This is a genomic window from Neisseria sp. CCUG12390 (assembly GCF_047837985.1).
Taxonomy (GTDB): Bacteria; Pseudomonadota; Gammaproteobacteria; order Burkholderiales; family Neisseriaceae; genus Neisseria.
The window spans coordinates 658,623-676,864 of the sequence record NZ_CP181244.1; the positions used below are offsets into that span (position 1 = coordinate 658,623).

General features: G+C 52.1%; 19 protein-coding genes. 10 read left to right on the plus strand and 9 right to left on the minus strand.

The genetic code is table 11. The features are described from left to right. Positions 1 to 315: 315 nt before the first annotated feature. Together ACM67E_RS03015 and dusA are read right to left on the minus strand one after the other, a co-directional pair. Positions 316 to 1,137, minus strand: a complete 822-nt coding sequence (locus ACM67E_RS03015; RefSeq protein WP_416192148.1) for an HpcH/HpaI aldolase/citrate lyase family protein — start codon at positions 1,135 to 1,137, stop codon at positions 316 to 318. 405 nt (positions 1,138 to 1,542) lie between these two features. After that, positions 1,543 to 2,556, minus strand: a complete 1,014-nt coding sequence (gene dusA, locus ACM67E_RS03020; RefSeq protein WP_416192149.1) for a tRNA dihydrouridine(20/20a) synthase DusA — start codon at positions 2,554 to 2,556, stop codon at positions 1,543 to 1,545. Positions 2,557 to 2,874: 318 nt separating this feature from the next. Here dusA and ACM67E_RS03025 point away from each other — a divergent pair, with 318 nt between their 5' ends. Together ACM67E_RS03025 and ACM67E_RS03030 are read left to right on the plus strand one after the other, a co-directional pair. Continuing rightward, complete coding sequence (locus ACM67E_RS03025; protein WP_416192150.1) at positions 2,875 to 4,953, plus strand: carbon starvation CstA family protein; 2,079 nt, start codon at positions 2,875 to 2,877, stop codon at positions 4,951 to 4,953. Between the two features lie 10 nt (positions 4,954 to 4,963). Next, on the plus strand, positions 4,964 to 5,143 hold the full coding sequence (locus tag ACM67E_RS03030; protein WP_416192726.1) for a CstA-like transporter-associated (seleno)protein: 180 nt from the start codon (positions 4,964 to 4,966) through the stop codon (positions 5,141 to 5,143). A gap of 486 nt (positions 5,144 to 5,629) precedes the next feature. On the opposite strand, the gene ACM67E_RS03035 is transcribed toward ACM67E_RS03030, so the two are convergent. Beyond that, positions 5,630 to 6,436, minus strand: coding sequence for an integrase core domain-containing protein (locus ACM67E_RS03035; RefSeq protein ID WP_416190995.1), 807 nt, complete (start codon positions 6,434 to 6,436; stop codon positions 5,630 to 5,632). Between the two features lie 60 nt (positions 6,437 to 6,496). Here ACM67E_RS03035 and ACM67E_RS03040 point away from each other — a divergent pair, with 60 nt between their 5' ends. Then, complete coding sequence (locus ACM67E_RS03040; protein WP_416192727.1) at positions 6,497 to 8,545, plus strand: carbon starvation CstA family protein; 2,049 nt, start codon at positions 6,497 to 6,499, stop codon at positions 8,543 to 8,545. After that, on the plus strand, positions 8,535 to 8,744 hold the full coding sequence (locus tag ACM67E_RS03045) for a YbdD/YjiX family protein (RefSeq protein WP_416192151.1): 210 nt from the start codon (positions 8,535 to 8,537) through the stop codon (positions 8,742 to 8,744). The genes ACM67E_RS03040 and ACM67E_RS03045 overlap by 11 nt, the downstream gene beginning before the upstream one ends. Before the next feature lie 234 nt (positions 8,745 to 8,978). Here the strand turns inward: ACM67E_RS03045 and ACM67E_RS03050 are convergent, their stop codons facing one another. From ACM67E_RS03050 to ACM67E_RS03065, 4 genes are all read right to left on the minus strand, one after another. Continuing rightward, positions 8,979 to 9,644 carry a hypothetical protein gene (locus ACM67E_RS03050; RefSeq protein ID WP_416192152.1) on the minus strand — a complete coding sequence of 222 codons (666 nt, stop codon included), beginning with the start codon at positions 9,642 to 9,644 and terminating at the stop codon, positions 8,979 to 8,981. A 119-nt stretch (positions 9,645 to 9,763) separates the two neighbouring features. After that, positions 9,764 to 10,393, minus strand: coding sequence for a hypothetical protein (locus ACM67E_RS03055; protein WP_416192153.1), 630 nt, complete (start codon positions 10,391 to 10,393; stop codon positions 9,764 to 9,766). Between the two features lie 225 nt (positions 10,394 to 10,618). Then, positions 10,619 to 12,037, minus strand: coding sequence for a type I glutamate--ammonia ligase (gene glnA / locus ACM67E_RS03060; RefSeq protein ID WP_416192154.1), 1,419 nt, complete (start codon positions 12,035 to 12,037; stop codon positions 10,619 to 10,621). A 62-nt stretch (positions 12,038 to 12,099) separates the two neighbouring features. Further along, positions 12,100 to 12,291 (minus strand): hypothetical protein, encoded by a 192-nt coding sequence (locus ACM67E_RS03065; protein WP_416192155.1) that lies wholly within the window; start codon positions 12,289 to 12,291, stop codon positions 12,100 to 12,102. 79 nt (positions 12,292 to 12,370) lie between these two features. Between ACM67E_RS03065 and aroE the strand changes: the two genes are divergently transcribed. Together aroE and mtgA are read left to right on the plus strand one after the other, a co-directional pair. Further along, positions 12,371 to 13,180 carry a shikimate dehydrogenase gene (gene aroE / locus ACM67E_RS03070; RefSeq protein WP_416192156.1) on the plus strand — a complete coding sequence of 270 codons (810 nt, stop codon included), beginning with the start codon at positions 12,371 to 12,373 and terminating at the stop codon, positions 13,178 to 13,180. After that, the gene (gene mtgA, locus ACM67E_RS03075) at positions 13,177 to 13,878 is read left to right on the plus strand and encodes a monofunctional biosynthetic peptidoglycan transglycosylase (RefSeq protein WP_416192157.1); all 702 of its coding nucleotides are present in this window, start codon (positions 13,177 to 13,179) and stop codon (positions 13,876 to 13,878) included. Before aroE ends, mtgA begins: the two co-directional genes overlap by 4 nt. Before the next feature lie 84 nt (positions 13,879 to 13,962). Here mtgA and ACM67E_RS03080 read toward each other — a convergent pair whose 3' ends face one another. Together ACM67E_RS03080 and ACM67E_RS03085 are read right to left on the minus strand one after the other, a co-directional pair. After that, a complete protein-coding gene (locus ACM67E_RS03080; protein ID WP_416192158.1) occupies positions 13,963 to 14,769 on the minus strand; it encodes a transporter substrate-binding domain-containing protein in 807 nt (268 codons plus the stop codon). A gap of 116 nt (positions 14,770 to 14,885) precedes the next feature. Continuing rightward, a complete protein-coding gene (locus ACM67E_RS03085) occupies positions 14,886 to 15,137 on the minus strand; it encodes an NGO1151 family protein (protein WP_416192159.1) in 252 nt (83 codons plus the stop codon). An 88-nt stretch (positions 15,138 to 15,225) separates the two neighbouring features. On the opposite strand from ACM67E_RS03085, the gene ACM67E_RS03090 reads away from it, so the two are divergent. The 4 genes from ACM67E_RS03090 to ACM67E_RS03105 all read left to right on the plus strand — a co-directional run bounded on the left by ACM67E_RS03090 (position 15,226) and on the right by ACM67E_RS03105 (position 18,225). Next, the gene (locus tag ACM67E_RS03090; protein ID WP_416192160.1) at positions 15,226 to 16,014 is read left to right on the plus strand and encodes a hypothetical protein; all 789 of its coding nucleotides are present in this window, start codon (positions 15,226 to 15,228) and stop codon (positions 16,012 to 16,014) included. 5 nt (positions 16,015 to 16,019) lie between these two features. Continuing rightward, positions 16,020 to 16,508, plus strand: a complete 489-nt coding sequence (locus ACM67E_RS03095; protein WP_416192161.1) for a DUF3465 domain-containing protein — start codon at positions 16,020 to 16,022, stop codon at positions 16,506 to 16,508. Positions 16,509 to 16,750: 242 nt separating this feature from the next. Then, positions 16,751 to 17,917: an O-succinylhomoserine sulfhydrylase gene (gene metZ / locus ACM67E_RS03100; protein ID WP_416192162.1), complete on the plus strand. Its 1,167-nt coding sequence runs from the start codon at positions 16,751 to 16,753 to the stop codon at positions 17,915 to 17,917. A 101-nt stretch (positions 17,918 to 18,018) separates the two neighbouring features. Further along, positions 18,019 to 18,225, plus strand: coding sequence for a DUF2788 domain-containing protein (locus ACM67E_RS03105; protein ID WP_416192163.1), 207 nt, complete (start codon positions 18,019 to 18,021; stop codon positions 18,223 to 18,225). The last annotated feature ends 17 nt before the right edge of the window (positions 18,226 to 18,242 follow it).

The window sequence follows — 18,242 nt, forward strand, 5'->3', positions numbered from 1 at the left end:
CGAATGCGCCGTTGCCGGGGGGAAATTACCTAATTAAACTTTCGCGGCCTGCTGCGCGGCGGGAAAAATGCAGGCGTGAAAATACGTTAAGACCATACTTTCAGACGGCCCGGCCTTTGCACAATCCAACTGAAACCAAGAAATCCGGATTCGTCGTTACCCGCGTCAGTATGCTGCACGGAACGTAGCGGAGTATAGGTACGGTAAGCCGCCCCGGCAAACCGTACGCATGTCTGAAAAATTTAGAGATTTGGCGGCTGATAACCAAAAATGATTTCAGACGGCCTTAATAAAAATCTCAGGCCGTCTGAATATTTAACTTTGACGCAAAATCCATTTTGCCCGCTCAATAACCGGCGCATCAACCATCTGCCCGTCCACCTGGAACACCGCTTCGCCGCTTCGTTCTGCTTCCTCCAATACTTTGCGTGCAAAGGCAATTTCGTTTTCAGACGGCCTCAACGCGGTTTTGACCGCGGCAACCTGTTTCGGATGGATGCACAACACGCCGCCGAATCCCATGTCGCGCCAGTATTCCGCGGCGCGGCGGTTGGCTTCGTCGTCGTTGAAATCGGGTAAAGTGGTTTCAATCGGCGCGTGCAGGCCGTTGATCCGGCTGTGGAGCAGCATATCGGTGCGCAGACGGTCGAACACCGTTTGCGCCGCCGCCGTGCCGAAGGTGACGCCCAAATCATTGGCCAAATCCAAGCAGCCGTAGGTCAGGGCAAACAGGCCGTCTGAACGCGCCAGTTGCGCGATGTCGGCCATGCCTTGCGCCGACTCGATGCCGGCCATCACCGGCAAGCCGCAAGCGCGGTAAAGTGCAGAAACTTCTTCGGCGCGAACGGTTTTGGCGAGTACCAAGCCTTTGATTTTGCCGATCCCCTTTACCGCCGCCACATCTTCGGCATGAAACGGACTGTGCGCCCCGTTAATCCGTACCCACACTTCGGGCGTATCGTCGCGGCTGCAATAATCCGCCGTCGCCGCACGCGCCGCCGCCTTGTCCTCGGGCGCAACCGTGTCTTCCCAATCGACGATGACTTCGTCCGCGCCGCAGGCAAAAGCCTTGGCAATACGTTCCGTCCGCGTGGCCGGGACGAACAGGAAAATTTTCGGAATCGGTCGGTGCAGCATGGTTTCTCCTTGTTTTTAAGTTTCGGGTTGGACGATTGTAGCGGATTTTTTGGGGAAAAGGCCGTCTGAAAAATCGGATTTTCAGACGGCGTATTTATTGGAAAGAACGGAAATGTGTGTAGGAAATTGCGTGGGCAGCAAGTGCACACCCTACATGGATTTGAGACTGTGCAGACCGCGGTTTGGCTGAACCGGCAGAAACTGGAATCCGTGTCGGTCGGACGCGGCAGGAATAAGAAAAATGGATTTTCAGGTCAATATGAGTTTGCAGAAGTTTTAGCAATATGGTCGAAAGGCCGTCTGAAAATTTTCAGACGGCCTTTCGTTTTGATTCGGGAATATGAACTTTTTCAGACGGCCTTTTTCCATCCTGCGGTACATGTACGGCAAGGTGAAACGTTAAATTTAAACGCTGTCGCCGAAACGGTTTGCCCGTTCCACTTCTTTCCACGCGTCGAGAATCAGCGTGCCGTCGTTGTCTTTGAGCAGCGTTGCGTCGGAAAGCATCCGCCGCCATGTGCGCGCGCCTTTGAGACCGTGCATGAGGCCTAAGCTGTGGCGGACGATGTGGCGCAGAATCGTGCCGCGTCCGCTGCGGATTTGTGCTTGACTGTAGGCGAACAGGCGTTGTACCAAGTCGGCGTATTCAATCGGCGCGTGTGTGCCGCCGTAAAAGAGTGCGTCCCAGTCGCGCATAATCATCGGATTGTGGTAGGCCTCGCGGCCGACCATCACGCCGTCGACGTGTTGCAGATGTTCGGCGATTTGTCCGTTGGTGGTGATGCCGCCGTTGATGATGATTTCCAAATCGGGAAATTCTTGTTTCAGGCGGTAAACGTAATCGTATTTCAGCGGCGGCACTTCGCGGTTTTCTTTGGGAGACAGGCCGTCGAGCCATGCGTTGCGGGCGTGGACGATAAAAGTGCGGCAGGCGGTTTTGTCACGTAGTGTGCCGACGAAATCGGCCACCACCTGATAATCGGTCTGGCGGTCGACACCGATTCGGTGTTTGACGGTAACGGGGATTTTGACTGCGTCCTGCATGGCGTTGAGGCAGTCTGAAACCAAATCCACTTCGTTCATCAGGCACGCGCCGAACGCGCCTTTCTGCACGCGCGGGCTGGGGCAGCCGCAGTTGAGGTTCACTTCGTCATAGCCGTATTCTTCAGCGGCTCGGGCGGCTTGGGCGAGTTCGGCAGGGTCGCTGCCGCCCAGTTGCAGGGCGACGGGGGTTTCGCCTTCGTTGAACATGAGAAAGCGGTTTTTGTCGCCATAGACAATCGCGCCGGAATTAATCATTTCGCTGTAAAGCCAGGTGTTTTGGGTAATTTGGCGCGCCATGTGGCGGTAGTGCCGGTCGGTCCAGTCGAGCATGGGTGCGACGGAAAGACGGCGGGCGGGTAGGATGTTTGTTGTCATGTCAAGGTGCGAAGCGGGGCAAATGGGCATGATTATAACAGAGATGAATGCGGGGATATTGTACGTGCAAGGCTGCATCCCTAGGCGGCGTCTTTGCAGGGCTATTGCTGATCGAGTGAATATTTCAACGAAGTTTGATTTAAAACATATTTCTTTTTATGTAATATTGTGTATTTATATAAATATGTTATTATTTTTCAAAATAAAATACTTATTAAATAATATTATGTTTTATATGATAAATATTTTAATATTTTGAATTTTTTAAATTTATTTATATATTCTTGTTTATCTGTTAATATTTAAAAAGGACATGTCATGAAAGCGTTGAAATCGTTTCTGATATGGGGCTTGGTGGTGTTGGCAGGGGTATTTGCCTTCGCCACTTTGGCGCTCAGTCGCGGCGAGCACGTCAGTGCTGTTTGGCTGGTGGTGGCTGCGGTATCGGTGTATTGCATTGCTTATCGTTTTTACAGCCTTTATATCTGTAAAAATATTTTGGAATTGGACGCACGCCGTATGACACCGGCGGAGCGCAACAACAATGGTGTCGATTATGTGCCGACCGATAAAAAAGTATTGTTCGGCCATCATTTTGCTGCGATTGCGGGGGCGGGGCCGCTGGTGGGGCCGGTATTGGCATCGCAAATGGGTTACCTGCCGGGTACGCTGTGGATTATTTTCGGCGTGGTATTGGCCGGTGCCGTGCAGGACATGATGGTGCTGTTTGTGTCTATGCGTCGCGACGGTAAATCCTTGGGCGACATCATCAAACAAGAATTGGGTACTACCGCCGGTGTGATTGCATCCATCGGTATCCTGATGATTATGATCATCATCACATCGGTGTTGGCCTTGATTGTGGTAAAAGCACTGACCCACAGCCCTTGGGGTACGTTTACTATCGCTGTGACCGTGCCGATTGCGCTGTTCATGGGTTTTTACGCCCGCTTTATCCGTCCGGGTCATTTGGGTGAAATCGCGATTGTCGGCTTTATCGCTATGATGAGCGCCGTAATCTTCGGTAATCATGTGGCCGAAAGTGCGATCGGCCCTTGGTTTGACTTGAATGGCGTGCAATTGGCCTTCGGCATTATGCTGTATGGCGGTATTTCTTCGCTTCTGCCGGTGTGGTTCTTGATGACACCGCGCGATTATCTGGCGACTTTCCTGAAAATCGGTACCATCATTGCGTTGGCCATCGGTATTATCGTGGTCGGGCCTGAGCTGAAAATGCCGGCCGTCACCCACTTTATTGACGGTACCGGTCCGGTATTCTCAGGCAAGCTGTTCCCGTTTTTATTCATTACCATTGCTTGTGGTGCGGTATCCGGCTTCCATGCGCTGATTTCTTCCGGTACGACCCCTAAAATGATCGAAAACGAAACCCATGTCCGCGCCATCGGTTACGGCGGTATGCTGATGGAAAGCTTCGTCGCCATTATGGCTCTGGCAGCAGCTTGCGTGTTGGAGCCGGGCGTGTACTTTGCCATGAACAGCCCTGCGGCTTTGATTGGTACCGACCCTGCAACGGCGGCACATGCCATCACCACTCATCTTCAAATTCCGGTGGATGCGGCAACCTTGGCCAATACTGCGCGTGAAGTGGGTGAGAATTCGATTCTGTCCCGTGCCGGCGGTGCACCGACTTTAGCCGTCGGTATGGCACACATCATGAGCAGGCTGATTCCGGGTGAAGCGATGATGGCCTTCTGGTATCACTTTGCACTGTTGTTTGAAGCCATGTTTATTTTGACCGCGGTGGACGCGGGTACCCGTACTTCACGTTTTATGGTGCAGGATCTGCTGGGTATTTTTGTGAAACCTTTGGGCACCGGTCAGGGCATGTTCTCAAATCTGGTGGCGACTTTCCTGACTGTCGGCGCATGGGGCTACTTCCTGTATACCGGTGTGACTGACCCGTTGGGCGGCATCAATTCGCTGTGGCCTTTATTCGGTATCGGTAACCAAATGCTGGCCGGTATGGCGCTGATTATGGTGGCGGTTGTGTTGGTGAAAATGAAAAAAGAACGTTATGTGTGGGTGCCGTTGGTGCCGGCCATGGGCTTGTTGATGGTGACCGCCGTGGCTTCCATGCAGAAACTGTTTGATTCCGACCCGCGCGTCAGCTTCTTGGCACACGCTGCACAATACCGTGAAGCGGCTGCGCGCGGCGAAGTGTTGGCTCCGGCCAAAGACGTGGCGCAAATGGGGCAGATTGTCTTCAACGACTATGTCAACTCAGGCTTGTGTGCGGCATTTATGCTGGTTGTGATTTTCATCGCCGTCTACGGCTTGATGACTGCCATGAAAGCGCGTAAAGTGGCTTGGCCGACTGCGAAAGAAGTTCCTGCCGTTTACCGTGACGAGGTTCAAACCCATGAGAAAATTGCTTAATCATCCTTTGATGGGACGTCTGAAAGAAGCGTATAAGAGCTTTTGTGTCGCTGCCAACTATATGGCCGGCATTCCAGATTATGACCGCTACGTTGCCCAGCAGCGAAAATATAATCCGAATACGCCGGTGATGACTCGGGCGCAGTTTATCGAGTATTGCCGGATTAAAAGCGGCGGCGGCTGCTGTTGAAAGATGAAAAAAGCCCTGTATGTTTACATGCAGGGCTTTTCTTGTTGGGTAAGATACAAGCAGAGACCTTTACAATCATTATCTTTGGCACATGTTTTTGTTATCTGCTCATCAATAACTCAGTATCCTAAGTGAGATGTTTCGTCTTTTGTACCATGCCGGCTTCGAGTGATGTTTAAATTTGAGGTTGGTAAACGTTTCAGTTTTAATATATTAAGAAAGGCCGTCTGAAAAAGTGAGATGATTTGAATGATTGTTTCAATTTGATAATGGTGTTTTCTGTTAAGAGGAATATAGAAATATGTAGTTTATATGATTTAAATCAAGTTAATTTTAGAAATCGTGGTTATTGACAATCGGCTGCGTTAGTATTGGTTTACAAATGTTTAAACAGAGAAATTTTATTAACCTGTTTTTTTATTCATTTTGCTTTTAACGAAGGACTCATCATGAAATCGCTCAAGATGTAAGAAATAACCGGGTTGTTTACACAACAGGTTGAGAAAAATAATCCTCCAAAGTCTCAAAAGGCGTCCTGCCTTTCAAGCTGCCGTGCGGCTTGACCGTATTGTAGAAATTCACAAAGCGGCACAATTCCCTGCGCCGGTGTTGCGCATCGTCAAATGTCTGCTTATCGTGCCACATCTCCATCAGCGTCCGAATCACCCGTTCCGCTTTGCCGTTGGTCTGCGGACGCGCAATACGGGTAAACTTCTGCACGATGTTGTTGCGGCAGCAGGCAGCGCCAAACGGGTGGGATGCATTGCCTTTGTATTCCACTCCGTTATCCGAGTATGCGCATTCGACGGTGTACGGGCAGCAGTCAATCACATCCCTCAACAGAAACTTGGCGGCACTGGCAGCCGTACGGTCGGGCAAGATGGCTGCGTACAGTTCGCGGGAGTAGTCGTCGATGGCGACAAACAGGTATTCGAACGGGTCGGCAACGCTTTGGTTTTTCAGCCGCGGCAACCGTTTGGTATCGAAATGCACCATTTCGCCGGGATAGGATTTGTTGTAGCGTTTAGCCTGTTTTTTGAGCTTTTCTTCGATGGCTTTTTCAACCTTAGCCAAACGTTTCATCCCGTATTTTGCTTGTTTGAACCGGTTGTTGGTACTGTTTTGCGGTGTGAGCAGCTGCAGCCGTGCGGCTTTGAGGATACGGTAGATGGTTACTCTGCTGACTTGGTATTGCCGGGCAAGTGAAGTAACGGTAATTTTATCCTGTGTATAGGCGCGCCAAACGGCTTGACGTTGGTGCGGTGTAAGTCGGGTATTTTTGTGGATGTTCATGGCAGTATTGTCTTTCAAATACTGTAAACAACGCTAGCTTTTCTTACACTCAAGACGTTTCTGATTTGGGGCATTGTGGTGCTGGTCGGTTTAGCCGCCTTCACGACATTGGCCATCAATCGGGGTGAGCAGGTCAATGCGGTGTGGATGGTGGTTGCCGCCATATCCGTTTATTGTATTGCTTACCGTTTTTACAGCCTGTATATCGCTAATAAGGTGATGGAGCTTGACCCCAACCGCCTGACGCCGGCCGAACGCCACAACGACGGTTTGGACTATGTACCGACGCACAGGGGTGTGCTGTTCGGCCACCATTTCGCCGCGATTGCGGGCGCGGGTCCGCTGGTCGGACCCGTGTTGGCGGCGCAGATGGGTTATCTGCCCGGCACGCTGTGGATTATCTTCGGCGTGGTGTTCGCCGGTGCGGTGCAGGACATGATGGTCTTATTCGTTTCCATGCGCCGTGACGGTAAGTCGCTCGGCGATATTGTGAAACAGGAATTGGGTACGGTGGCCGGCGTGATTGCTTCCATCGGTATTCTGATGATTATGGTCATCATCATGGCCGTACTCGCGCTGATTGTCGTGAAAGCCTTGGTACACAGCCCTTGGGGTACGTTTACCATTGCCGCGACCATGCCGATTGCGCTGTTTATGGGTATTTACACCCGCTATATCCGTCCGGGCAAAATCGGCGAGATTTCCATTGTCGGCTTTATTTTGCTGATGCTGGCGATTGTGTACGGCGAAGATGTGGCGCAAAGTTCATACGCGCATTTCTTTGATTTGGACGGTATCCAGCTCACTTGGGCGATTATGATTTACGGCTTTGTGGCGGCCGTTTTGCCTGTTTGGCTGTTGCTGACCCCGCGCGATTATCTGTCCACTTTCCTGAAAATCGGCACCATTATCGCATTGGCCATCGGTATCGTGATTGTCGGTCCAAGCCTGCAAATGCCTGCCGTAACCAAGTTTATCGACGGTACCGGCCCGGTATTCTCCGGCAGCCTGTTCCCGTTCCTGTTCATTACCATCGCCTGCGGTGCGGTTTCCGGCTTCCACGCCCTGATTTCTTCGGGTACGACACCGAAAATGGTGGAAAACGAAACCCACGTGCGCATGATCGGTTACGGCGGTATGCTGATGGAAAGCTTTGTGGCGATTATGGCTCTGGCCGCCGCGGCTTCGCTTGATCCGGGCATCTATTTCGCCATGAACAGCCCGACAGCCTTAATCAGTACCGATGCCGTACAGGCGGCCAACGTGATTACCAATCAGCTTGGTTTCCCGGTTACGGCAGATACGCTGCTGCATACCGCTAAAGAAGTCGGCGAATCAACCATTCTTTCCCGTGCGGGCGGTGCACCGACTTTGGCGGTGGGTATGGCCAACATCATGAGCCAACTGATTCCGGGCGAAGCGATGATGGCGTTTTGGTATCACTTCGCGCTCTTGTTTGAAGCACTCTTTATCTTGACCGCCGTTGACGCGGGTACACGCGTGGCGCGCTTCATGATTCAGGATTTGGGCGGCATTTTCATCAAACCGTTCGGCAACACCGATTCGCTGCCGGCCAACCTGATTGCCACCTTTATGGCTGTGGCGTTGTGGGGCTACTTCCTCTATACCGGCGTGACCGACCCGCTGGGCGGCATCAACTCCTTGTGGCCGCTGTTCGGCATCGGTAACCAAATGCTCGCCGGCGTCGCCCTGATTATGGTCAGCGTGGTACTGGTGAAGATGAAAAAAGACCGTTATGTCTGGGTGCCGCTGGTTCCTGCTTTGGGCGTACTGTTCGTTACCGTATGGGCAAGTTTGGAAAAACTGTTCCACAGCGACGCCAAAATCAGCTTCTTGGCGCACGCAGCGAAATTCAAAGACGCAGCAGCGCGGGGCGAAATTCTGGCTCCGGCCAAAGACGTGGCGCAAATGCACCAAATCGCATTCAACGACTATGTCAATTCGGGCTTGACCGTGTTGTTCTTATCGGTGGTGGTGTTCGTCGGCATTTACGGCCTGAAAACCGCCCTGAAAGCACGCAAAACCGGTTTCCCTACGGCGAAAGAAGTGCCTGCGGTTTACCGTAACGAGGTCGTGAATGAGCAATAATACGTTGTGGCAGCGCATCTGCCGCGCGTTGAAAGCGGCACGCCGAACCGCCGATTTGATGGCCGGTATGCCGGATTATGAAAACTACGTTGCCCGCCAACGCCGCCATAATCCCGACGCGCCCGTGATGACCAAGTTGCAGTTTCAGGACTATTGCAGCAAACGCCGCTGCGGAAGCAACGGCGGACGCTGTTGCTGAACGACTCTAAGCTGAAAAGGCCGTCTGAAAACCATCGCAGTAAGTTTCTGCGAAGCCGGTTTTCAGACGGCCTGACATTTTTTATCCCGAAAATTCTGAATTTGATACGTCAGGAGCGGCGCAAGTTTGTACACTTTTTTTCGTGCAGCCAATGTTGGCTGTAAGTTTTTAAGTGATTCAGTAGTAAGGCCGTCTGAAAGTCAAATGCGTTCAGACGGCCTTTTGTTGCCGATGCTACGTTCCGTCATGTTGGCGGTTGCTGTATAAAATCAAAGCAATACACAACAACACCGGCACAATCATTTCCGTCGATTCCTCAAATGCTTGTACGGCAATATTGATTTTCGGCGGGAGCGTTTTTTGAAAAAATTCAATCATCTGGCCGTTGAGACGGTCGGCAAATTTGGCCACGGCAAGCAGGAAGATGCCGGATGCAGTATAAATATAGGCCGTCTGAAAAGGTTTGCCTTCACGTCTGACTGAACGGACGAAGGTTTTTAGCAAATATACCGCCACGATGATAATCAGCAGTACCAGCAGGCCGCCGATGATTTTGTGCGACAGCGGCACCATGTCGCTGCGGTAGAAATTGCTGCGTAGGAAATGTGTACGAAAGGTTTCTTCTTGAAAAAACGACTTGTGCCAATCCATTTCTCGAAAACCGAGCAACACGGCGGTAACGGCGCTTGCCAAGCGTGTCGGTACGCTCAGTTTGTTGCTGAAAAGGCAGAATACGGCCAGCATAAACCACAGATAAGGGCTGACCGCTTCAATCGTGCTGTTTTCGGAGAAGATGGTCGTGGAAATTTCCAAGGGGTCGAAAAACGCGATATGAAACATAAACGCCCAATAAACCGACAGTAATAAAACAGCAATTTTGAGATGGCGGGAAGTTTTCATGGTAATGGCCGCGCGTAATGAATTTGAAAATTGTACGCTGCTTTTTTGACAGATATATTTCAAACGGACTGTTTTTCAGTCTATTCAATATTCGGATTTCAAACGGATTTGAGCCGGAGTCACTGTTTAAATCCATCCAGCCATTTGCGGGTTTTCTCTTTTTCCGCTTCCAGCCATTCGCGGTCGCGCAGACCTTCGCGCTGTATCAGGCTGTACAGACGGCGGCAGCGCGAGCGCAATGCGGCTTCAAATGCCGCGGTATGCATGATGTTCAAATCGGGAATGGCGGTGTGCAGTTTGCCCGAATCTTTGGGCGGTATCAGAAAATCAAGGTTGAATTCCAGTTCGTGCAGATCGGGCGAATCTTCGTCGTCTTCTGGCAGGCGGTATTCGATGATGAGATGGCCGTTTTTATTGTGGTAATTGTCTTCCACGAAAACATACATATAGCGGATTTGATCGTATTTCAGACGGCCTCTGCCTGCGGGTGCGACAAAATATTCCATTTCGTCGCGAAGCAGGCGGATGTATTGGCGTTGACCTTGCGAACTGTCCCAGCCTTTCCAGTATTGGTAGGCATAGCGGAAGTAAAACGCTGTAACCAGTATCAGCACCGGATTCATCAGACTGTCTGCCACCATCAACTGTCGAAAGCTCAGAGCGGCGAGCAGAAGGGCGGTTGCGCAGTGCAGCAGCAGGCGTTTGCCGGTAAATTTTTTGAAAAACCAGTTTTGAGTGTTGTCTGACATGATGGGTTTGAAGAAAGGCCGTCTGAACAATAAAGGTTGCGGTTGAGATTGGTGCTGTACGGATAAGGTTGATTTACGCGAATGCCCTGATTCTTGCCGGTACGGAATAGGTGAACCATCTCCAAACGCAGCCGACGAAACAGGAATCGGCAAAAGGCCGTCTGAAACCGTTTCGATTCGCACAAAACTTTTTCAGACGGCCTTAATCGGTTTTACTGCCAGAAATTACAGGCTGTAGTACATTTCAAATTCCAGCGGGTGCGGTGCCATGCGGATGCGGCGCACGTCTTCTTCTTTGAAGGCGATGTAGCTGTCGATCCAGTCTTGGCTGAACACGCCGCCGCGGGTCAGGAATTCGTGGTCGGCTTTCAATGCGGCCAGGGCTTCTTCCAAAGAAGCGGCGACGGTCGGTACCAAAGCGTCTTCTTCCGGCGGCAGGTCGTAGAGGTTTTTCGTGGCAGGGTCGCCCGGGTGGATTTTGTTTTGGATGCCGTCCAAACCGGCCATCAGCAGGGCGGCGAAACACAAATACGGATTGGCGGTCGGGTCGGGGAAGCGCGCTTCGATGCGGCGGGCTTTCACGCTGTTGACCGACGGAATGCGGATGGAGGCGGAACGGTTTTTCGCGGAATAAGCCAGTTTTACCGGGGCTTCAAAGTGCGGAACCAAGCGTTTGTAGGAGTTGGTCGACGGATTACAAATCGCGTTCAGGGCTTTGGCGTGTTTGATGATGCCGCCGATGTAGTACAGAGCGGTTTCGCTCAAGCCTGCGTAGCCGTCGCCGGCAAACAGGTTTTGGCCGTCTTTCCAGATGGATTGGTGGACGTGCATACCGCTGCCGTTGTCGCCCATAATCGGTTTGGGCATGAACGTGGCGGTTTTGCCGAAGTTGTGGGCAACGTTCCAAATCACATATTTCATGTCTTGGGTTTGGTCGGCGCGGCGTACCAGCGTGCCGAATTTGGTGCCCAGTTCCATTTGCGAACCTGTACCCACTTCGCCGTGGTGCACTTCGCCTTCAATGCCGATTTCTTCCAAAATGTTCACCATGGCCGAACGCAAATCCTGACCTTGGTCAACCGGTGCGACAGGTGCATAACCGCCTTTTACCATCGGGCGGTGGCCGGTATTTTGGCCGTCGAGATGTGCGCCGCTCGACCATGCGCCGCTTTCGGACGTAATTTCGTAACGGGTTTTGTGCATGGCGGTTTCGAATGCCACACCGTCAAACACGAAAAATTCCGGCTCGGGGCCGAAAAACGCCGTGTCGCCGATACCGGAGGATTTCAGATAGGCTTCGGCACGTTTGGCGATGGAACGCGGGTCGCGGTCGTAGCCCTTGCCGTCGGCAGGGTCGATGACGTCGCAGGTCAGGACAACGGTCGTGTCGTCGAAAAACGGATCAACGAATGCGGTGGACGCGTCGGGAACCAGCTGCATATCGGAAGCCTGAACGCCTTTCCAGCCGCCCATGGAAGAGCCGTCGAAGGCTTGGCCGTTTTCAAACCAGTCCTCGGGGTCTTCCAGCACGATGCGCGCCGGAATGGTGAAGTGGTGCTGTTTACCTTTGGTATCGGTAAAACGCAAATCAACGAAGCGTGCTTCGCTTTCTTCAATCAGTTTTACAACGTCTTTAATCGACATGTTCAAGCTCCTAAATGGGAAATAATTGCAGCGCGGTTTTAAAATCGGACGGCGGTATTTTATCACGTTTGAACGCGTGCAAACAGCGGTTCGGAACGGGTTCGGGCACGTCTGATGCCGTCTGAAAAATACTCGGGAACAGGCAGGCGCGTTTCGTTTGGATAACGCAAACCGAATCGTTGGAATATAGTTTCAGACGGCCTGATTGTCAACAATTTGCCGTCTGAAAACAGTCGGACCGCAACTTGCGTCATTTAACGCAAATCCGCTTTAATCCTGACAAAATCCCGTTATAATAACGCTTTTGCCTGATTATTGAAGAAAGTCCGAGCCATGAGCAAACCGCGTTACGCCGTATTCGGCAATCCTGTCGAACACAGCAAATCGCCGCAAATCCATCAGCAATTTGCCAAACAGGAAAATGTTGCCATCGATTATGACCGTATTTATGCCGAAATCGGCGGATTTGCCGAAGCCGCGGCCGCTTTTTTTGCCGCAGGCGGGCAGGGGGCGAACGTGACCGTGCCGTTTAAATTGGACGCCTTCGATTTTGTGGACGAACATTCCGAGCGCGCTTTGGCTGCGGGTGCGGTCAATACCATCATTCCGTTGGGAAACGGTAAATTCCGCGGCGACAACAGCGACGGCGTGGGCATGGTCAACGACATTATTCAGGCGCAGGGCGTGCCCGTAGCAGGCAAACGCGTATTGCTGATTGGCGCAGGCGGCGCGGTGCGCGGCGTGATTCCTGTTTTACAGAGCCATCGGCCGGCGGAAATCGTCATCACCAACCGCACCCATACCAAAGCTGAAGAAGTAGCCGAGCGTTTCGGTATCCGCGCCGTTACCATGAACGAATTGCCGGCAAACGGTTTCGACATCATCATCAACGGCACGTCGGGCGGCTTGAGCGGCGAACTGCCCGACATCGCGCCTGCCGTGTTCGGACAATGCGAACTGGCCTACGACATGGTTTACGGCAAAGAGTCCGAGCCGTTTCTGAAATTCGCTGCCGAATCGGGCGCACGGAAAACCACCGACGGCTTGGGTATGCTGGTCGGACAGGCCGCGTTTTCCTACCAGTTGTGGCGCGGCTTCGAGCCGGACATCAAGACTGTGTTCGAATATATGAAAGACTTGTGATGCGCATATTCAAATGGCTGATTGCATTGCCGGTGGCTGCCTTTATTTTTTTTAATGCTTATGTTTACGGCAACATCATCACTTACCGCGCCGTCGCGCCGCACCAAAGTGCGTTTATGGGTATGCGCATGAGCCAGTTCCGCGACGAAGGCCGCGACGTGGCCTTGGATTACCGCTGGGTGCCGTATGAACGCATTTCCACTAATCTGAAAAAAGCCCTGATTGCTTCGGAAGATGCCAAATTTGCCGCACACGACGGTTTCGACTGGAGCGGTATTCAAAACGCCATCAAGCGCAATCAGAAAAGCGGCGAAGTGAAGGCCGGCGGTTCGACCATCAGCCAGCAGCTTGCGAAAAACCTGTTTCTCAACGACAGCCGCAGCTACATCCGCAAGGCCGAAGAAGCCGCCATTACCGCGATGATGGAAGCCGTTACCGACAAAGACCGTATTTTCGAGCTGTATCTCAACACCATCGAATGGCATTACGGCGTGTTCGGGGCGGAAGCGGCTTCACGGCATTTCTATAAAAAACCGGCGTCGGATCTGACCAAACAGCAGGCCGCCAAGCTCGCCGCACGCGTGCCCGCACCGCTGTTTTATGCCGACAACCCGAAAAGCAAACGCCTGCGCGGCAAAACCAACATCATCCTGCGGCGCATGGGGTCGGCGGAATTGCCGGTAACCGATACCGAATAGCGGCAATCCATGAAAATAACAAAAGGCCGTCTGAAATATTTTTTCAGACGGCCTTTACCGTGATTTTAACTGTTCAAGCCAGATTTATTTCTTCGCTTCGTCTGCAAAATATTTGGCTTTGATTTGGTCGTATTCGCCGCTTTCGCGTACTTTTTTCAGCGCGTCGTTGAGCATTTTGACGGTGGCTTCGTCGCCTTTGCGGGTGGCGATGCCGTAGTTTTCAACGGTAAAGTCAGGCAGGGTGATGAAATCCATACCTTTGGTCGGGTTGTTTTTCACATAGTTGGCAATTACTGCGCTATCACTCACCACCGCATCCAAACCGCCGTTTTCCAACTCTTTCACCACCAAAGGCACGGTCTCGAAGCGGGCGATTTTCGGGTTGTCGTTGCCCAAGAGTTTGGACACGGAAAAATCACCGGTGTAACCGGTCACGACGCCGACTTTATTCAGGTTTTTCAAGTCTTCCGAAGAGCTGATGGATTTGCCCTGCGGTACCAAAACGACTTGGGTGATTTCAAAATACGGATCGGTAAAATCCATAGACTGTTTGCGGTCGTCGGTAATGGTTACGCCGGACATCACGATGTCGACATCGCCGTTGTTCAAGGCCGGAAACAGGCTGTCCCAAGGCTGGTGTTTGAATTCGACTTTGAAATTGCCCGCTTTGGACATGGCATTCATCAAATCGACATCGAAACCTTCGATTTTGCCGGCCGAATCCAATGATTCGAACGGGGCAAATTCGGCATTCATGGCCACGCGGTACGTTTTGTTCGGGTCGGCGGCGGCAGGAGCGGCCGACCCGCTGTCTTTGCTTTGGCCGCCGCATGCGCCCAGAGTCAGTGCGGAGCAGGCGATGGCTGCGGCAATCCATTTTTTCATGTTCATGGTGGGTTTCCTCTATTAAATTTGGTGGGTCGGAATAAAACGAAAGTGCGATTTTAGCATAAGTTTACAGTTGCGGGCAGGCAGCCGCGCAAAGTTTTGCGGTTTATGCGGTTGAATCAACGCTCTTTTTCGCGGAAAAACGCGTAAGTGACATCGTGGAACAAATCGGTGTGCGGGCTGTCTTCGTAATTGAGTTCCGCCAGGGCGTCTTCAAAAGCCAGTTGGATGGACTCGACCGCGTCTTGCGCAATGTCGCCGGGCAGGGCGCGGATCAGGCCTTTGAGTGCGGTGGCCAAAACGTGGTTCTGCATACGCAAAACTTCGTTTGACTCTTCCAAAAATTCCAAACGCTGCTCGATGCTGTTCATGTGTATTCCTTGGGAATCTGATAGAATGCCGCATTATAGCAAATCAAGCAGTTTGATTGCGAAACGGAATATTGCAGTGAGATAAAAAATGGATACGAACAAGCCGAACGCTTCACCACAAACGGAAAACGGTTTCGACTGGGAAAGCCGGTTGGAAAAATTGCGCCAAACCCGCCAGATCAACGCGCCCTACACCCATGCCCCCTTAATCCGCGAGTCGAAAGAGCCGCATACTGCCGCCAAAGCCGAAAAATCGTATGAACTCGACCAAAAATCGCGCGATAAGGTTTTGCAGGAATACATGCGCAAATGGCAGGAGGAACACAATGTCGGAGTGGCGCAGCATGAAGACATCGAAACCGATGATATGGTGTTGCTGCAGGAAAACTGGCTGAGTGCGCAAAATGCTTTGCAGATGCGCGCGTCGGAGAAACAGATCGAATCCACCCGCACCGTATGGCTGAATCCCAAACGCCAAACCGTCGAATTTCCCGAACCGCAAACCGTTGAAGACATGCCGTCTGAAAATACCGGTGAAAACGCGGTTTCAGACGGCCTTGACGATGCGGCGGATCAAAAAATCATCGTCAACATCAATGTATTGAATCCGCAAGCCATCGGCCGCAGGGAAGTGTTTTGCGTATCGGAACAGGAATTGGCCGAACGCTTGATCAAACGGATGCGCCCGCATGTTACCGATGCGGTCAACGGCATGATCCGCGTCGCCCTGCAAAAGCAGATGGCGCTGCTTTCTTATAATCTGCAGCAGACCTTAAGCGAGCAGGCGCCCGCTTTGGTGGAGGATTTGCTGGAACACAATGTCAAAAAAGTGTTGTCCGACTTGAAATACGAAATGAAATACAAACGCGAAAAGTAGGCTGAATGAATAAGTGGATTTGGATTGCCGTTGCCGTTGCGGCGTTTTTCGGTTATCAACAATGGCAGGACGCGCCGCAGGAGATGCGGCAGGGGCAGACGCAGTCGGGGCCGTCTGAAACAGGTGCGCAGCGTTCGGGTGCGCATACGCAGGACGGCCATGCAGAAGCGGTTTTGCAACGCGCATTCGAAGAGCGGCGCAACGACGTGCAGATAGAAGGCGAAGGCGTGGTCACCAAAACCCTGCCCGACGACAACAAAGGCTCGCGCCACCAACGCTTTATTTTGAAATTATCCGGCGGGCAAACCCTATTGGTGGCGCACAACATCGATTTGGCGGATAAAATCAAAGGTTTGAAAAAAGGCGACACCGTGCGCTTTTACGGCGAATACGAATGGTCGGCGCAAGGCGGCGTCATTCATTGGACGCATCACGATCCGCAAGGCCGCCATGTCGACGGTTGGCTGGAACACAACGGCAGACGGTATCAGTGATACGGATATTCAGGCCGTCTGAAAACCTGCTCTATCGGTTTTCAGACGGCCTTGAGTCATTTAAAAATGCCGTTACCGCATTCGGTTTGAGTCTGAAGATGAAACATCCGATTCCGCTGTGTTTTACCTTGAAACCGAACAGAAATCGGCGCAAAATATTCACAAGTTAACCGCAGGCCGATTGAGCAGACGCAACGCTGCTTTTTTTATTTTCAGACGGCCTTAAAAGTTAGGATTCCGACATGACGAAAAAACTCCATCCGCAAACATTGGCCATCCGCGCCGGCAAAGAGCAAACCGCCTACAACGAACACAACCAAGCCCTGTTTCTGACCAGCAGCTTCATGTGGCCGACGGCGGCGCACGCGGCGGACTTGTTTTCCAAAAAGGTCAAAGGTTTCACCTACACCCGCACCGCCAATCCGACCACGGCGGCTTTTGAAAAACGGCTGGCGGCATTGGAAGGGGCGGAACGTGCGGTCGCTACGTCCAGCGGCATGTCGGCGATTAACGCGGCTTTTTTCACCTTTTTGAGTGCGGGCGACCATGTGGTGTCGAGTTACAGCCTGTTCGGAACCACCGCCGGCTTTATCGATACGGTAGTCAAAAAATTCGGCATAGAAGTGACTTATGTTTCGCCCGTTGACATTGAGGAATGGCGGGCGGCGGTGAAGCCGAATACCAAACTGTTTTTCTTGGAAACGCCGTCCAATCCGCTGGGCGAAGTGGCGGATTTGCAGGCTTTGGCGGATTTGGCGCACGAAAACGGCGCGTTGCTCGCGGTGGACAACAGCCTGATGTCGCCGTTCGGCCAGCAGCCTTTGATGTTCGACGCGGATATTTCCGTGCAGTCGGCTACCAAAGCGATTGACGGCCACGGCCGTGTGGCCGGCGGCGTGCTGGCCGGTTCGGAAGAGTTGATGGCGCAGGTGGCGGTGTATGCCAACTCGTGCGGCCTGGCGATTTCGCCGTTTAATTCGTTTGAGTTGCTGAGCGGCATTGAGACGCTTTCCATCCGTATGGAAAAGCAGTTCGCCAATGCGCTGAAAGTGGCGCAATGGCTGCGGACGCAAGCGCAGGTCAAAGCCGTGTATTACAGCGGTTTGCCCGACCATCCGCAGCGCGAACTGGTGGAACGCCAGCAGAACGGCGGCGGCATTGTGGTCGGTTTCGAGCTGGAAAACCAAGAAGCGGCTTGGAAAGTCATCGACAGCGTGAACGTGTTTTCCCGTACCGCGAATTTGGGCGATGTGCGCTCGACCATTACCCACCCGTGGACGACCACCCACGCGCGTATGTCGCCGGAAAACAAGCTGGCGGCGGGCATCCGTCAGGGTTTGGTGCGCCTGTCGGTCGGCTTGGAATATGCCGATGACCTGATTGACGATTTGCAACAGGCTTTGGCTTAGTCCTATAATGCCGTTATTCAATACTTATCTTTGTTTTCAGACGGCCTTGCAAAATACGGCAGGCCATCTGAAAACATCACGGAAATCAAAAGGAAAAACACATGGATGAGGCCGTTTTCTCCACTTGGGCATTGAGAATCTGTCTGACGGGTCTGATACTTTTTTTGGGCTTTATTGTTTACAAGTTGGGCAAGGAATCGAAGGCCGGAAAATTCGGCATGTTTATGCTGTTTTTCGTACTCGGTTTCGGTGTGCTGGGTTTTGTGTTTAAAGAATTTCTGATTAATTTTCTGGTGATTCCGAAATAAAGAATGGATGGTAAAGG

What these genes read in the sequence shown, in the direction of transcription:
- ACM67E_RS03030 (WP_416192726.1), top strand. Translation starts at nt 4,964, where the DNA reads ATGGGACGTCTGAAAGAAGCGTATAAGAGCTTTTGTGTCGCTGCCAAC.
- aroE (WP_416192156.1), top strand. Translation starts at nt 12,371, where the DNA reads ATGAGCAAACCGCGTTACGCCGTATTCGGCAATCCTGTCGAACACAGC.
- ACM67E_RS03090 (WP_416192160.1), top strand. Translation starts at nt 15,226, where the DNA reads ATGGATACGAACAAGCCGAACGCTTCACCACAAACGGAAAACGGTTTC.
- metZ (WP_416192162.1), top strand. Translation starts at nt 16,751, where the DNA reads ATGACGAAAAAACTCCATCCGCAAACATTGGCCATCCGCGCCGGCAAA.
- ACM67E_RS03085 (WP_416192159.1), bottom strand. Translation starts at nt 15,137, where the DNA reads ATGAACAGCATCGAGCAGCGTTTGGAATTTTTGGAAGAGTCAAACGAA.
- ACM67E_RS03080 (WP_416192158.1), bottom strand. Translation starts at nt 14,769, where the DNA reads ATGAACATGAAAAAATGGATTGCCGCAGCCATCGCCTGCTCCGCACTG.
- ACM67E_RS03065 (WP_416192155.1), bottom strand. Translation starts at nt 12,291, where the DNA reads ATGACGCAAGTTGCGGTCCGACTGTTTTCAGACGGCAAATTGTTGACA.
- dusA (WP_416192149.1), bottom strand. Translation starts at nt 2,556, where the DNA reads ATGACAACAAACATCCTACCCGCCCGCCGTCTTTCCGTCGCACCCATG.
- ACM67E_RS03095 (WP_416192161.1), top strand. Translation starts at nt 16,020, where the DNA reads ATGAATAAGTGGATTTGGATTGCCGTTGCCGTTGCGGCGTTTTTCGGT.
- ACM67E_RS03045 (WP_416192151.1), top strand. Translation starts at nt 8,535, where the DNA reads ATGAGCAATAATACGTTGTGGCAGCGCATCTGCCGCGCGTTGAAAGCG.
- ACM67E_RS03025 (WP_416192150.1), top strand. Translation starts at nt 2,875, where the DNA reads ATGAAAGCGTTGAAATCGTTTCTGATATGGGGCTTGGTGGTGTTGGCA.
- ACM67E_RS03035 (WP_416190995.1), bottom strand. Translation starts at nt 6,436, where the DNA reads ATGAACATCCACAAAAATACCCGACTTACACCGCACCAACGTCAAGCC.
- glnA (WP_416192154.1), bottom strand. Translation starts at nt 12,037, where the DNA reads ATGTCGATTAAAGACGTTGTAAAACTGATTGAAGAAAGCGAAGCACGC.
- ACM67E_RS03050 (WP_416192152.1), bottom strand. Translation starts at nt 9,644, where the DNA reads ATGAAAACTTCCCGCCATCTCAAAATTGCTGTTTTATTACTGTCGGTT.
- ACM67E_RS03015 (WP_416192148.1), bottom strand. Translation starts at nt 1,137, where the DNA reads ATGCTGCACCGACCGATTCCGAAAATTTTCCTGTTCGTCCCGGCCACG.
- ACM67E_RS03105 (WP_416192163.1), top strand. Translation starts at nt 18,019, where the DNA reads ATGGATGAGGCCGTTTTCTCCACTTGGGCATTGAGAATCTGTCTGACG.
- ACM67E_RS03055 (WP_416192153.1), bottom strand. Translation starts at nt 10,393, where the DNA reads ATGTCAGACAACACTCAAAACTGGTTTTTCAAAAAATTTACCGGCAAA.